Source organism: Burkholderia sp. B21-005 (assembly GCF_020843965.1).
Lineage (GTDB): Bacteria > Pseudomonadota > Gammaproteobacteria > Burkholderiales > Burkholderiaceae > Burkholderia > Burkholderia ambifaria.
Genome location: NZ_CP086302.1, coordinates 710085 through 723051, shown reverse-complemented (window position 1 = coordinate 723051; position 12967 = coordinate 710085). Strand labels below are relative to the sequence as shown.

General features: G+C 68.0%; 11 protein-coding genes. 2 read left to right on the top strand and 9 right to left on the bottom strand.

Annotation, left to right across the window (positions count from 1 at the left end; genetic code table 11):
* Positions 1-26: 26 nt before the first annotated feature.
* The 3 genes from LMA02_RS19630 to LMA02_RS19620 form a co-directional block, all read right to left on the bottom strand.
* On the bottom strand, positions 27-1289 hold the full coding sequence (locus LMA02_RS19630) for an ABC transporter permease (protein WP_228910059.1): 1263 nt from the start codon (positions 1287-1289) through the stop codon (positions 27-29).
* A 102-nt stretch (positions 1290-1391) separates the two neighbouring features.
* The gene (locus tag LMA02_RS19625; RefSeq protein WP_228909465.1) at positions 1392-2438 is read right to left on the bottom strand and encodes an ABC transporter substrate-binding protein; all 1047 of its coding nucleotides are present in this window, start codon (positions 2436-2438) and stop codon (positions 1392-1394) included.
* A gap of 77 nt (positions 2439-2515) precedes the next feature.
* Positions 2516-3613 (bottom strand): ABC transporter ATP-binding protein, encoded by a 1098-nt coding sequence (locus LMA02_RS19620; RefSeq protein ID WP_228909464.1) that lies wholly within the window; start codon positions 3611-3613, stop codon positions 2516-2518.
* Positions 3614-3721: 108 nt separating this feature from the next.
* Between LMA02_RS19620 and LMA02_RS19615 the strand changes: the two genes are divergently transcribed.
* The gene (locus tag LMA02_RS19615) at positions 3722-5245 is read left to right on the top strand and encodes a PLP-dependent aminotransferase family protein (protein ID WP_228909463.1); all 1524 of its coding nucleotides are present in this window, start codon (positions 3722-3724) and stop codon (positions 5243-5245) included.
* Positions 5246-5284: 39 nt separating this feature from the next.
* Here the strand turns inward: LMA02_RS19615 and LMA02_RS19610 are convergent, their stop codons facing one another.
* The 5 genes from LMA02_RS19610 to LMA02_RS19590 all read right to left on the bottom strand — a co-directional run bounded on the left by LMA02_RS19610 (position 5285) and on the right by LMA02_RS19590 (position 10924).
* Positions 5285-6319 (bottom strand): lipase secretion chaperone, encoded by a 1035-nt coding sequence (locus LMA02_RS19610; protein WP_228909462.1) that lies wholly within the window; start codon positions 6317-6319, stop codon positions 5285-5287.
* A gap of 3 nt (positions 6320-6322) precedes the next feature.
* The gene (locus LMA02_RS19605; RefSeq protein ID WP_228909461.1) at positions 6323-7417 is read right to left on the bottom strand and encodes an esterase/lipase family protein; all 1095 of its coding nucleotides are present in this window, start codon (positions 7415-7417) and stop codon (positions 6323-6325) included.
* Between the two features lie 229 nt (positions 7418-7646).
* Positions 7647-9779, bottom strand: a complete 2133-nt coding sequence (locus LMA02_RS19600) for a TonB-dependent copper receptor (protein WP_228909460.1) — start codon at positions 9777-9779, stop codon at positions 7647-7649.
* Positions 9780-9862: 83 nt separating this feature from the next.
* The gene (locus LMA02_RS19595; protein ID WP_228909459.1) at positions 9863-10231 is read right to left on the bottom strand and encodes a DUF2946 domain-containing protein; all 369 of its coding nucleotides are present in this window, start codon (positions 10229-10231) and stop codon (positions 9863-9865) included.
* Between the two features lie 156 nt (positions 10232-10387).
* Entirely contained in the window at positions 10388-10924 is a 537-nt protein-coding gene (locus LMA02_RS19590) for a cytochrome b (RefSeq protein WP_228909458.1), read from the bottom strand.
* Between the two features lie 233 nt (positions 10925-11157).
* On the opposite strand from LMA02_RS19590, the gene LMA02_RS19585 reads away from it, so the two are divergent.
* Entirely contained in the window at positions 11158-11796 is a 639-nt protein-coding gene (locus tag LMA02_RS19585) for a Pr6Pr family membrane protein (protein ID WP_228909457.1), read from the top strand.
* A 48-nt stretch (positions 11797-11844) separates the two neighbouring features.
* Here the strand turns inward: LMA02_RS19585 and LMA02_RS19580 are convergent, their stop codons facing one another.
* Entirely contained in the window at positions 11845-12576 is a 732-nt protein-coding gene (locus tag LMA02_RS19580) for a peptidoglycan DD-metalloendopeptidase family protein (protein WP_228909456.1), read from the bottom strand.
* Between the last annotated feature and the right edge of the window lie 391 nt (positions 12577-12967).

Sequence of the window (12967 nt, the reverse complement as noted above, 5' to 3'; positions counted from 1 at the left end):
CCTTCCCGTTTCCCTGTGCCCGGCGCTCAGCCGAGGCTCACGTTCGAGCGCGTGAAGCGCCCGTACACCGCATATAGCACCAGCGTCGCCGCGAGCAGCAGCCCGCCGAGCGCGCACGCCATGCCCCAGTTGATCGTCACGTTCGTGAAGTACGCGACGTAGTAGCTGACCATCTGGTCGTTCGGCCCGCCGAGCAGCGCGGGCGTGATGTAGTAGCCGATTGCGAGGATGAACACCAGCAGCGCACCCGCGCCGACGCCCGGATAGGTCTGCGGCACGTACACGCGCCAGAACGCCGCGAACGGATGGCTGCCGAGCGAGACGGCCGCGCGCTGGTAGGTCGGCGGGATCGACTTCATCACGCTGTAGAGCGGCAGGATCATGAACGGCAGCAGGATGTGCGTCATCGAGATGTACACGCCGACGCGATTGAACAGCAGCGCCAGCGGATGCGAGATCAGCCCGCTGCCGATCAGTGCCGTGTTGATCAGCCCCTCGCTTTGCAGCAGCACGATCCACGCGGCCACGCGCACCAGCACCGACGTCCAGAATGGAATCAGCACCAGGATCATCACGAGGTTCGCGCGCCGATCCGACAGCGTCGAGATCCAGTATGCGAGCGGATAGCCGAGCAGCAGCGCGAACAGCGTGACCGCGACGCCGATCACGAACGTGCGGCCGAAGATCGCGAGATAGATCGACTGATCGGGATCGGCCTGCACGATCCGGCCGAAGCCGTCCTCCTTGTGGTCGAGCGCGGCGAGCAGATAGAACGGCGACACCTGGCTGCCGTTCTTCGCGATCGCCTGCCAGTACGCAGCATCGCCCCAACGCGCATCGAGGTCGAGCAGTTTCGCGCGCGTTTGCGCGGGCGTCAGCGCCGTGACGGCATCGTTGTCGCCCTTCAGCGGCATCGCACGCGCCGTCTTCGCGACGAGCGAGCGGTAGCCGGGAATCTCGGTGTTCAGGCGCCGTGCAAGCGCGCCCATCGCCTCGCTGTCGGCGACCTTCGTCATGTCGGCCGCGAGCGCGACGTACGCAGCGTCGGCCGGCGGCGCCTTGCGGTCCCAGCCCGACAGCGCGGCGACCGTCTTCGGCAGCGCGGTCGCGATCTCGGGGTTCTGCACCGCGCGCGTGAGCAGCGTGCCGATCGGCACGACGAAAATGAGTAGCAGGAAGATCGCGAGCGGTGCGACCAGCAGCAGCGCCATCGTGCGCTTGCGGGCCTCGGCGGCCTTCAGTTCGCGCTTGAGCGCGGCTGTCGACGGCGAGGAAGGAGCGATCGTCATCGTGTTCAACGGTTCTCTCCGGCCGGGCTCGATCCGGCGGAATGCCGCGCGACGCGTTCGGCGCGTCGCGCGGCAGGTTGCATCAGGACAGCCTGAAGACGGTTACTTCGTGGCCCACGCGCTGAAGCGCTGCTCGAGCTCGTCGCTGTGGTCGGTCCAGAAGCCGATGTCCTCCAGCACCGCGTTCTTGCCGTTGGCCGGCGAGTTCGGCAGGTTCGCGAGCGTCTTCGCGTCGAGCGACTTGATCGCCACGACGTTCGTCGGGCCGTACGCGATGTGCTGCGCATACCCTTGTTGCGGCTTCGGCGTCAGCGTGTATGCGATGTACTGCTCGGCCAGCGCCTTGTTCGGCGAGCCCTTCGGAATCGCCCAGTAGTCGAGGTCGTAGATGCTGCCGTTCCACACGACCTTCAGGTTCTTGCCTTCCTTCTGCGCGGCATCGATGCGGCCGTTGTACGCGGTCGACATCACGACGTCGCCGGCAACCAGGAACTGCGGCGGCTGCGCGCCGGCTTCCCACCACTGGATATACGGCTTCAGCTCGTCGAGCTTCTTGAACGCGCGGTCCTGGCCGGCCTTGGTGCCGAGCACCTTGTACACGTCCTTCGTCGCGACGCCGTCAGCCATCAGCGCGAACTCGAGGTTGTAGCGCGCACCCTTGCGCATCCCGCGCTTGCCGGGGAATTTCTTCACGTTCCAGAAATCGGCCCAGCCGGTCGGCGCGGACTTCAGCTTGTCCGCGTTGTAGGACAGCGCGGTCGACCACACGAAGAAGCCGACACCGCACACCTGCGGCGCTTCCGGAATCAGGTCGGATTTCTTCGCGATCTTCGACCAGTCGAGCTTCTCGTACAGCCCTTCGTCGCAGCCGCGGTTCAGGTCGCCCGATTCGACTTCGACCACGTCCCAGTTGACGTGCTTCGCCTCGACCATCGCCTTCACTTTCGCCTGCTCGCCGTTGTACTCGACGGCCGTGACCTTGTTGCCGGTCGCCTTCTCGAACGGCTGGTTGAATGCGGCCTTCTGCGCGTCGCCGTTCGCGCCGCCGAAGTTGACGACCGTGAGTTCGGCCGCCGTGGCCGATGCGCCGACGACAGCCAGTGCCAGTGCGAGCGCGGTGCGACGTGCGGTAGAGCTTGCTCCGTTCATGATGGTTCCTCTCCTCTCGTGGTGGAAATGGGCTTTGTTGTTGACGACGTGCTACGGAAAAACGGTGAAACCCGGTGTCAGGCGAACACGCGCAGGTGCTCGGGCGCGAAGGCGAGCGCGACCGGTGCGCCGGGCGCGAACGCGTGGAGCGCATCCGTGCCGAGCGGCACCTTCACGAAGCATTCTTCCTGGCCCGGCAGCGCGCAGCGCATGCGCACGTGATCGCCGAAATAGATGAGACTGCGCGCCTCGCCGGTCACGCGGTTGGCGGCGGCGCCATGCGCGTGCCCGTTGGCGGCAAGGCTCATGCGTTCGGGGCGGATGCAGGCGACCGCCGGCGCGCCTTCGGCCGCATCGCCGATGCGGCGCCCGACGAGCTGCGTGCCGTCGTCGAGCCGGAATTCGCAGAACTCGCCGTCGACGCGCGCGATGGTGCCGCGCAGCCGGTTGCTGTCGCCGATGAAGTTCGCGACGAATTCGTTGCAAGGCGATTCGTACAGGCAATCGACGGTATCGAGCTGCTGCACGATGCCCTTGTCGAACACGGCGACGCGATCGGACATCGTCAGCGCCTCGCCCTGGTCGTGCGTCACGTAGACGAAGGTCACGCCGAGCTTCTCGTGCAGCGCCTTCAGTTCGTACTGCATGTGTTCGCGCAACTGCTTGTCGAGCGCGCCGAGCGGCTCGTCCATCAGCACGAGCTTCGGCTCGAACACAAGGGCACGCGCGAGTGCGATGCGCTGCTGCTGGCCGCCCGACAACTGCGCCGGATAGCGCTTCGCGAAGCGTTCCATCTGCACCATCTTCAGCGCATGCGCGACGCGCTCCACGCGCTCGGCGGCGGACAGCTTGCGCACCGTCAGCGGATACGCGACGTTCTGCTCGACCGTCAGGTGGGGAAACAGCGCGTAGTTCTGGAACACCATGCCGATGTTGCGCTTGTGCGGCGGCACGGTATTCAGCAGCTCGCCGTCGAGCCAGATTTCGCCGCCCGTCGGAAACTCGAAGCCCGCCAGCATCATCAGGCAGGTGGTCTTGCCCGAGCCGGACGGCCCGAGCAGCGTCAGGAATTCCCCTCGATGGATGTCGAGGTCGAGCGATTTGACGACCAGCGTCTCGCCGTCGTAGGTCTTCCGCACGCCGCGAAAGCTGACGATCACATCATCGGACTTCATCGTGGCTGTCCCCTTGCTGCGCGACAATTGATTATGAGATGAGATTCACTATAAGGCGCGCACGGTCCTACAATAGGGAACCATTTCAATATTCCGCGTGGGACCACTTTGGACACCGTCATCGTCGCTGACTGGCTCTCGGGCCGGATCGACCGCAGCTCGCCCGAACCGATGTACCGGCAGTTGCTGCAGCTGATGCAGCAGGCCATCCTGACCGGGGAATTGGGGCCGGGCACAAAACTGCCGAGTTCGCGCACGCTCGCGGCCGACCTGTCGATCGCGCGCAATACCGTGCTGCACGTGTACGACCAGCTGACGGCCGAAGGCTACGTGCTGACGACGACCGGCAGCGGCACCTACGTGGCCGACACGCGGCCGGACGCCGCCATCATCCAGGCGCCGGGCGCCGCGCCGCCCCCGTCGGCCGCCGACGAACCGCCGCTGCCGGACGCGCACGGCGGCCTGTCGATGCGCGGCCGGCAGCTGATCGAGCACGCCGGCGTGTCGCGACGTCAATGGGGCGCGTTCATGCCGGGTGTGCCGGACGTATCGGAATTCCCGAGCCGCACCTGGAGCCGCCTGCAGGCGCGACTGTGGAAGGAAGCGAATCCCGAGTTGCTGACCTATGCGCCGGGCGGCGGCTACCGGCCGCTGCGCCGCGCGCTCGCCGACTACCTGCGCGTCGCGCGCTCGGTCAAATGCTCGCCGGATCAGGTGATCATCACGACCGGCATCCACCAGTCGATCGACCTCGCGGTGCGGCTGCTGTCCGACATCGGCGATCGCGCGTGGGTCGAGGAGCCGTGCTACTGGGGCGTACGCAGCGTGCTGCAGGCGACCGGCCTCACGCTCACGCCAGTGCCGGTCGACCAGGAAGGCATCGATCCGAGCGCGAGCGACATGCAGCAGCCGCCGCGGCTCGTGCTCGTCACGCCGTCGCACCAGTATCCGCTCGGGATGGTGATGAGTCTCGCGCGGCGCCGGATGCTGCTCGAATACGCGCGCCGGCACCGCTGCTGGATCATCGAGGACGACTACGACAGCGAATTCCGCTACGGCAGCCGCCCGCTCGCGTCACTGCAGGGGCTCGACGACGGCGGCCGCGTGATCTACGTCGGCAGCCTCGGCAAGATGCTGTTCCCGGGCCTGCGGATGGGCTACATGGTCGTGCCCGAGCATCTGGTCGACACGTTCCGCACCGGGCTGTCGGAGCTGTATCGGGAGGGCCAGCTGATGCAGCAGGCCGTGCTCGCCGAGTTCATCATGGACGGGCACCTGACTTCACACGTCAGACGGATGCGCACGCTGTACGGCGAGCGCCGGCAATTGCTGATCGATGCGATCCATGCGCGCTTCGGCGACGCGCTGCCCGTGATGGGCGACGAAGCCGGCCTGCATCTGGTGCTCGGCCTGCCCGACACATGCGACGATCGCGCGGTCACGCAAAGCGCATTCGACGCGGGCGTGATCGTGCGCCCGCTGACCAGCTACTACAGCCGGCTGGACACCGCGCGGCGCGGCCTGCTGCTCGGCTATGCATGCGTCGCGCACGAGGGCATCGGCCCCGCGTTCGACACGCTCGCGGCAACCATCGAACAGCACCTGCCGCGGCACTTCACGCGCGCGGCGTGATGGCGTGCGTCACCGTGCGCCATCACGCGCCATCGTTCGTCATCGCGCGGCAGCCGCGCCGCGGTCGAGCGACGCCGCTCGCACCGCTTCGCCGGACTTCGTGAACATGCGCTGTCTTAGCGCGGCGATCTGCGCGTCGCGATCCTGCGGCGACAGCCCGGCCGCGTCGATCTGCGCGCGCTGCGCCGCATAGTCGGCGTAGCGGCTCTGCCACGACGCGTCGTCCTGCTGCATCTGCGCGACGCGCGCAGCGGCGTCAGGCCCGAGCGTCTGCGTCAGTTGCGCGCGCATCGCGTCGGGCGTCGCCCCGCTCTTCTGCAATTGCGCGATCTGGTCGATCGCGGCCTGCTGCCGGTCGGCCTTCTGCCGTGCCGCGCGTTCGTCGGCCGGCATCTGCTCCGCGAGCGCCGCGAGCCGCTCCGCCTTCTGCGCATCCGTCAGCGTGCGGTCCTGGGCAATCTTCAGCCGGGCGAGATCGTAGCGCTGCCGCCACTGCTCGGCGCCGAAGAACGGCTGGCTCCAGTCGCCGAGCGTCCGGTACGCGATCGACACGCGCTGGTCGAGCGCGAGCTGCAGCGCACCGAGATCCGACTTGTCGACCGCGCCGGCGTCCGGCAGCTTCGCGAGCGCGTCGAGATACGCGCGATATCGATGCCAGACGTCGAGCGCCTCGGGCTGCGCCATCGTGCCGTCGAGCTGCGCGGCGATCTCGCGCACGACGAGCGCATCGAGCGCGCTCGCGCTCAGGTCGCTCTGCGCGCTCAGGCAATAGTCGAAGAAATCGCGAACCGCGCGCGACTTCGCGAGATGGCCGCCGGCATCGAGCGGCAGCCGCGGCGCGCTGGAACCGGCGAGCGGCGACGGCAGGCCCGCGCTCGCCGGCAATGCGGCCTGCGGCGGTGCGGCGCTCGCGCCGTCGCGCGCCGCCGCATCGGTCGACAGGTGCGCCGTGTCGGCACCACGATGCGACGCCGCGCCGCTCCAGATCGCGACGCCGGCGATCGCCGCCAGCCCCACCGCACCGTAGACCACCACGCGCCGCACCAGCGGCGCGCGTCCTTCACGTGCCGTCATCGATTACACGCCCGCGAGCTTCAGCCGGTTCGCATGCGTGCGGATCACCGCGACCGGGTCTTCCGCATACGCACCGCGCACGCCGAGCAACTGGTTGATCTCGTCGAGATGGTTCCATTTGTAGTTCGTGCTCAGCACCTTCCCGTACAACGCGCTGCACTTCGACACGAGCCCGTCGTTCTGGCCCGAGCCGCGATTGATCATCACCGTGCCCGTGCCGAGCAACGCAAGCGTCGACAGGTCGAGCGCGTTCGCCGGGTCGATCAGCGGAATCGTGCTGGTGTCGGCCGCGCCCGTGACTCCCAATGCGGAAATGGTCGGCTGGATCGCCGTGCCGGCCCACGAATACAGCAGGTGCGTATTGCCGCCGACGCTCTCCGTCGGCGCACCCGTCTGGCAACTGCCCGGCGCGCCGAGGCCCGCGCTCGGATAGTTCTGGTTGTACGTGGCGGCCTGGGCGGTCGTCAGCGTCTTCAGCGCGGCGAGCGCGTCCTGGTTCGTGTTGTGGTTGCTGCTCGTCAGGATCCCGAACACATTGACGAACGCGGCGATCACCGACGACGACAGCCCGGTCGGATCGTAGGCGAGCACGCCCTGCACGAAGTCGGCGAACTCGGAGCCGCGATGCGGCGTGCCGATCGTCGTCACCGACGCGACGAGATCGGGCGCGACGGCCGCCACATAGCGCGACGTGAGGCCGCCCTGGCTGTGACCGACCAGGTTGACCTTGGTCGCCCCGGTCGCGGCGAGCACCGTCTTCACGTAAGCGAGCAGTTGTTCGCCGCGTCCGTTCGGACCGTCGTCGCTCTGGAATCCGGACAGGTTCGCGACGTAGACGGTCGCGCCGTGCTGCTGCAGGTCATCCTGGATGCCATACCAGTACTCGAGCACGCCCGCGTACTTGTCGGTGCCGGTGAGCCCGTGCACGAGGATGATCGGATAACGCGTCGCCGCGTAGTCGTCCGACGGCGCCGTTGCCGCCATCGCCGCGTGCGTCGTCGCGAGCGTCATCATCGCGGCCGTCCCCGCGAACGGCGCGACGCTCATCGCGCATGCCACTGCCCCTGCCACCACCCTGGAACGCATCGATCTGGCCATGCATGTTCTCCTGATTATTGTGCTGCCGGTGCGAATGAGATCGGATCGACGCGCACGGCACGTTGCCGACAGTCGCCGGCATCGTGTGCGTCGAATGCGGGAGTGAAGCACGAGTCGCGAACGTTTGCGCCCTGACTAGATACGGTTCTCTAATCGGTTGACGCGCCCCGCCCGTTCGGGCGGGGTCGCGTCGATGCGCGTGCATGCTGCATCGCACACGCGCCGGGCATCAGAGCTTCGCGCTCACGCGCACCCATGCCGTACGCCCCGGCTCCATCACCGGCGCGTTCGCCGGATAGCCGAAGCCCGCGTTGCCGGCGAGGTTCAGGTGCTCGGTATAGGCCTTGTCCAGCACGTTGTCGACGCCGACCGAAATCTGCACCTTCTTGCTGACGTTGTACTGCGCATGCAGCGACAGCACGCCGAACCCGGCGCTCGGACCGAAGTCCTTGCCGACCACGTTGCCCTCATTCAGGGCGTAGCGATGCTGCGGCGCAACGATCCGCCACAAGCCGCCGGCCGACCATGCGCCGCGCGTGTATTCGAGCCCGACGCGCGCCTCGAGCGGCGGCAGCTGCGGCAACGGATCGCCGCTCGTCGCGTTGCGCCCCCATGCATACGCAAGCGACGTCTCGACGCGCAGCGGTGCGACCGGCCGCCACGACACCCCGGCTTCGCCGCCCATGATCTGCGCGTTGACGTTGGTCGCCTGCGTGGTCGGGCCCATCATTCCGGCCGCGTAATTGAACAGGATGTAGTCCTGCACATAGCCTGCGTAGGCCGACACCCACGCATCGACCCGCTCGCTCTTGTACTGCGCGCCGATGTCGAGCTGCGTGGTCTTCTCCGGCTGCACCGCCGAGAACGCGTTGACCGAACCGGCCGCCCCGCGCTTCGCGGAGAACAGCTCCCAGTAGTCCGGATAGCGTTCCGCGTGGCCGATCCCCGCGTACCACGTGACCGGTAGCGACGCGAGATCGCGCTCGTAGCGCACGAAGCCGCTCGGCAGCACGCGCGCGCGATCGTCGTCGAAGGTGGGGTTCGGCTTGCTCGCCATCATCCCGCTCGTCGTCGCACGCTTGTCGCGGGCGCTCGCGTAGTCGACCCGCGCGCCGCCGATCACGCGCGACGCATCGCTCGCGTACCACGTCAGCTCGCCGAACGCGCCCGCATTCCACATCGTCGCCTGCGCATCCCACGGCTGGTCGCCGTAGTTCTGCCGCCCCATCGCCGAACGTGCATCGAGCCGGTTCGACTGCGCGTCGACGCCGGTCACGAGCTTGAAGTCGTCGCCGAAACGAAACGTCGCCGCCGCCCGCGCGCCGAGCGTGCGGCGCCGCACTTCGGATGCCATCCGCATCGGCATGCTGCTGGTCGGGTCGGGCTGCCGCAGCGTGTAGTTGTCCATCACATGGTCGGCTTCGTTGTAGTACACGCGTGCCTCGATGCGGTCGAGCACGTCGCCGAGATGCCGCTTGTCGAACGACAGGCCGAACGTCTCGCGACGGAAATGCGCGCCGTCCATCCCGCGCCCCGCATAGCGCGCATAACCGTCACCGGTGCCGGCCGTCAGTTCGACGCGCGTGTGATCGTCGGGCGTCCAGCCGAGCGCCGCATCCGCGTTCCACTTGTCCCATTGCGACGGCACGGTGTTGCCGTTGCCGTCCTGGTAGTCCTGCGCGTGCGCGTGGTTCGCGCTCACGCGGCCATAGACGTCCGGCGTGCCGGCCGTCACATCGACGTTCTGGTCGTTGCGGCCGAACGAGCCGCCGACCACGCTGCCGTCGAAGCGCATGCCGGGGCGCTCGAAACGCGGCGTCACGCGTTCGAACAGCACGGTGCCGGCCGATGCGCCGGGACCGTACAGCACCGTCTGCGGGCCCTTCACGACCGTGACCTTGTCATAGCTTTCCGGCGCGATATACGAGGTCGGCGCATCCATCCGGTTCGGACACGCACCGAGCGTCGGCATCCCGTTCGCCAGAATGTTCAGCCGCGAACCGAACATCCCGCGCAGCACGGGGTCGCCGTTCGTCCCGCCGCTGCGGATCGACGTGAAGCCGGGAATCGTCTTCAGGTAATCGGCGCCGTCGCTGGCCGGCAGCGGCTGGCGCGGCGTCTTCGGATCCGTGACGATGACGAGCGGTGTCGTCAGCGGCGACGCGACGACTTCGACGGGCGGCAGCAGCACGGCCGCGTCGTCCGTCGGCATACCGGCCGCACGCGCGGCTTCAGTCGCGGCGGCCGCCGCGGTCATCGCGCCGACGGCCAGCGCGGGAATGGTGAGTTTCAGCATGCGCGGCACGCGCCGCGCCCTGCAATGGCGCGACGCCCTCGGCGTGCGCAAGGAAAGAATGGTCATGATCGAAAGCCCGAGTGACGCCCTCCACGCGGCCTCGACGGACCGCACGGATGTCGGCGATGAATGGAACGGAAGGCAGCGCGTCAGGCGCGCTCGGGCGGTGCGCGTGGATACGCGCGCGGATAGGGGGCGGCGCGCGGCGCGACGGCATGCGGCGCGACGGCGGAAACGACATGGACGGGGACGAAAGCGAACGATATGGCGGCCGCGCCGCCGATCGCGGGACTGTGCGCGAAGAAGCCGCAATAGCCGCACGCGTCGAGATGCAGCGCGTGATCGTGCGCGTGGCCTGCATCGGGCGCGCGGTGCGCGCCATGCTCGCTACCGCAGACAATCGCGTCGGGGATCGCCACCCGCGCAAGGCGCCACTGCGACACCAGCGGCGCCGCGATCGCGAGCCAGATCGCGAACACGCCGAGCCAGGCGGTCAGGTGACGATGTCGATGCAGCATGCGCGGCGACGCGTAAGCGGAATGTAAAAACAGCCGAGATGTTACAGAAGGTTTGCCGCGAAGGCCAGTCGCGCATCGCGGTAAACGAACCGGGGGCGCATGGTTGTCAACACAACCATGCGCCCCCGGCTGCTGCGCGGCTTCAGCGCGCGGCGATCACGGCGCCATGCGTCGCAGCACGTCGTCGCGCCGGATGAAATGGTGGTAAAGCGCGGCCAGCGCATGCAGGCCGATCACGAAGTAGAACGCATTGCCGAGCAGTTCGTGCACCGCCTTGATCGTCGGCCGCAGCGCCTTGTCCGGGCCGAACAGCGTGAACGACACGCCGATCCAGTCGAGCGATACGGGCTTGCCGCCCATGTTGATCATCATGATGCCGAGCAGCGGCTGGGCGATGATGAACAGGTACAGCGCGACATGCGCGAGCTTCGACAGCCACTTGAGCAGCGGCGCCTGCACTATGGGCTCCGGCACGCGGCTGACCACCCGCCACAACACGCGCAGCACCGAGAGCACGAGCACGGACGTACCCGCGAGCAAGTGCACGTTCATCCAGAACGCGCGACTGTCGCTGCCTTTCGGTCCGCGAACCTCGATGGCGAGGTAGGCCAGCGCCACCAGCAGGAAGATGATCCAGTGGAAGAAGATCGCAGGCGAGCTGTAGCGCGTCTGTTTCGCGAGGATGTTTCTCATGCTTCGTCTCGTATTTCTCGTTTGGTCTGCGGGGAGGCCCATGCGGCGGCCGGGCGGCACCCGGCGGCTGCACCGATTGTAGCCTCACGTGCGGCCGGTGTTCCTCGGCCGGATCAAATATCCGAAGAATCCGCGCAGCGCCCGCGTCACCGCGCTGTCATATGGAAAATCCGCATCGCGCGCGCCGATGGCTGTGGCACGATGAAGCTTTGGTGCGACGTTGCGCGGGCATCATGAGCAAAGCGTTCTTCGTTGCGGCCTACCGGCTGATCGCCGCGTTGCTCGCGGTGTCCACCACGCTGCACAGCGTCGCCGACTACTGGGCCATGCCGACCTTTCATCTCGGCAACTACCTCAGCTACTTCACACAACTGAGCAGCCTGTATGCGGCGGCCATGCTGGTCGCGGGGCTGTCGCGCGTCACGCGCCCCGGCTCGGCCCGCTACGAATCGATGCGCGGCGCCGCCGTGCTCTACATGCTGATCACCGCGATCGTCTACGAGCTGCTGCTCGCTCGGCTCGATGCGCTGCTACACGTCACGCCGGCCCTGAACAACTGGGTCCTGCACCGGATCGTGCCGCTCGTGGTGCTGTGCGACTGGCTGTACGTGGAGCCGCGGTCGCCGATCCCGTGGCGCAGCGCGCTCGCATGGCTCGGCTTTCCGCTCGTCTATCTCGGCTATACGCTCGTGCGCGGCGCGGTGGAGAACTGGTATCCCTACCCGTTCGTCGATCCGCGGCCGAACGGCTATCTGCCGGTCGCGATCCAGTGTTCGCTGATCGCGCTCGGCGCGACGGGACTCGCGCTGGGCATTCGCTGGCTCGGCAATCATGCGAGGCAGTCTGACGCCACGGAGCTGAAGGAAGGATGAAGGCGGGAACGTGTGCGCCGCCAGGCGCACACGTCGTGATGCGGCGCGTCAGCCGCCGTTGCGCGGCAGGAAGTTCATCGGATCGACGACCTTGCCGTTCTGCCGGACTTCGAACTCGAACGTCGAGCGGCCGCTCGCGTCGGTGCCCATCTCGGCGATCGGCTGGCCCGAACGCACCGCGTCGCCTTCGTTGACGAGCAGCCTGCCGTTGTGCCCGTAGGCCGTGATGAGCCCGTTGTCATGCTTCAGGATCACGAGCGGGCCGTACGCCTTGACGCCGGCGCCGGCGTAGACCACCCGCCCGTTTGCCGCGGCCCGCACCGAATGGTCGGGCCCGGACGCGGCGATCACGATGCCGCGCGTCCTGCCGGCCGAGAACGGCGCGGCGACGCTTCCCGTGGCCGGCCATGCCAGCGAGCCCGGTTGCGCCGCGGCGGACGGCTGCCCGAGCGACGTCGCGGCAGGCGGCGGCGCGACGCGCAGCACCTGGCCGGGCGACACGGCGTCATTGGGCGACATGTGGTTCCAGCTGGCCAGGTCCTGCACGCGCTGCCCGTAGGCGGCGGCGATGCCGGCGAGCGTGTCGCCCGGATTCACGCGGTAATAGCCGGCGATCACGCCCGGCGTGGCGGCCGACGTGGGCGTCGACGGTCGCACCGGCTGCCAGTTGTCGGTCCACGGCGTCATCGTACAGCCCGTCAGCGCGGCGGCCGCGACGACGAACGCCGCCTGCGGCAACCAGCGCGCGAGCGCATCGTGGATCGGAATCGTTTTTCTCAAGGGTCCTCCCGGATTTGCGTCGATGCGCCGCCCACCGCCCTCCGGCACGCGACGCACGATGTCCGGCCGCATGGCCGGACCAACCAGTATCCGACCGCTCTCGCGGCCGTCAGTTTCCACAGCGGAACGCCGACGCGACGGGGCTCACCGGCCCCTTTTTCGCGCCTTTTGCACGTCGTCCCGATCGTGAAAGATACCATTTGTCGCGCTCGGGACCGCGACAGGCGCTCGATCCGGCAACAATCTTGCGGCACCGCGGACGGGTGTCGGCGGTCCGCAAGCCGCGCCGCGCGGGCGTCCGGGCGGCTTCCTGCGGGCCGGACCGCGGCGGCCGGCCGGCCACCGCCCCGCTGCCGGCCACCTCCTATACTCCGAAATGCACCGCACGATC

What these genes read in the sequence shown, in the direction of transcription:
- LMA02_RS19630 (WP_228910059.1), bottom strand. Translation starts at nt 1,289, where the DNA reads ATGACGATCGCTCCTTCCTCGCCGTCGACAGCCGCGCTCAAGCGCGAA.
- LMA02_RS19625 (WP_228909465.1), bottom strand. Translation starts at nt 2,438, where the DNA reads ATGAACGGAGCAAGCTCTACCGCACGTCGCACCGCGCTCGCACTGGCA.
- LMA02_RS19620 (WP_228909464.1), bottom strand. Translation starts at nt 3,613, where the DNA reads ATGAAGTCCGATGATGTGATCGTCAGCTTTCGCGGCGTGCGGAAGACC.
- LMA02_RS19610 (WP_228909462.1), bottom strand. Translation starts at nt 6,319, where the DNA reads ATGACGGCACGTGAAGGACGCGCGCCGCTGGTGCGGCGCGTGGTGGTC.
- LMA02_RS19605 (WP_228909461.1), bottom strand. Translation starts at nt 7,417, where the DNA reads ATGGCCAGATCGATGCGTTCCAGGGTGGTGGCAGGGGCAGTGGCATGC.
- LMA02_RS19600 (WP_228909460.1), bottom strand. Translation starts at nt 9,779, where the DNA reads ATGACCATTCTTTCCTTGCGCACGCCGAGGGCGTCGCGCCATTGCAGG.
- LMA02_RS19595 (WP_228909459.1), bottom strand. Translation starts at nt 10,231, where the DNA reads ATGCTGCATCGACATCGTCACCTGACCGCCTGGCTCGGCGTGTTCGCG.
- LMA02_RS19590 (WP_228909458.1), bottom strand. Translation starts at nt 10,924, where the DNA reads ATGAGAAACATCCTCGCGAAACAGACGCGCTACAGCTCGCCTGCGATC.
- LMA02_RS19585 (WP_228909457.1), top strand. Translation starts at nt 11,158, where the DNA reads ATGAGCAAAGCGTTCTTCGTTGCGGCCTACCGGCTGATCGCCGCGTTG.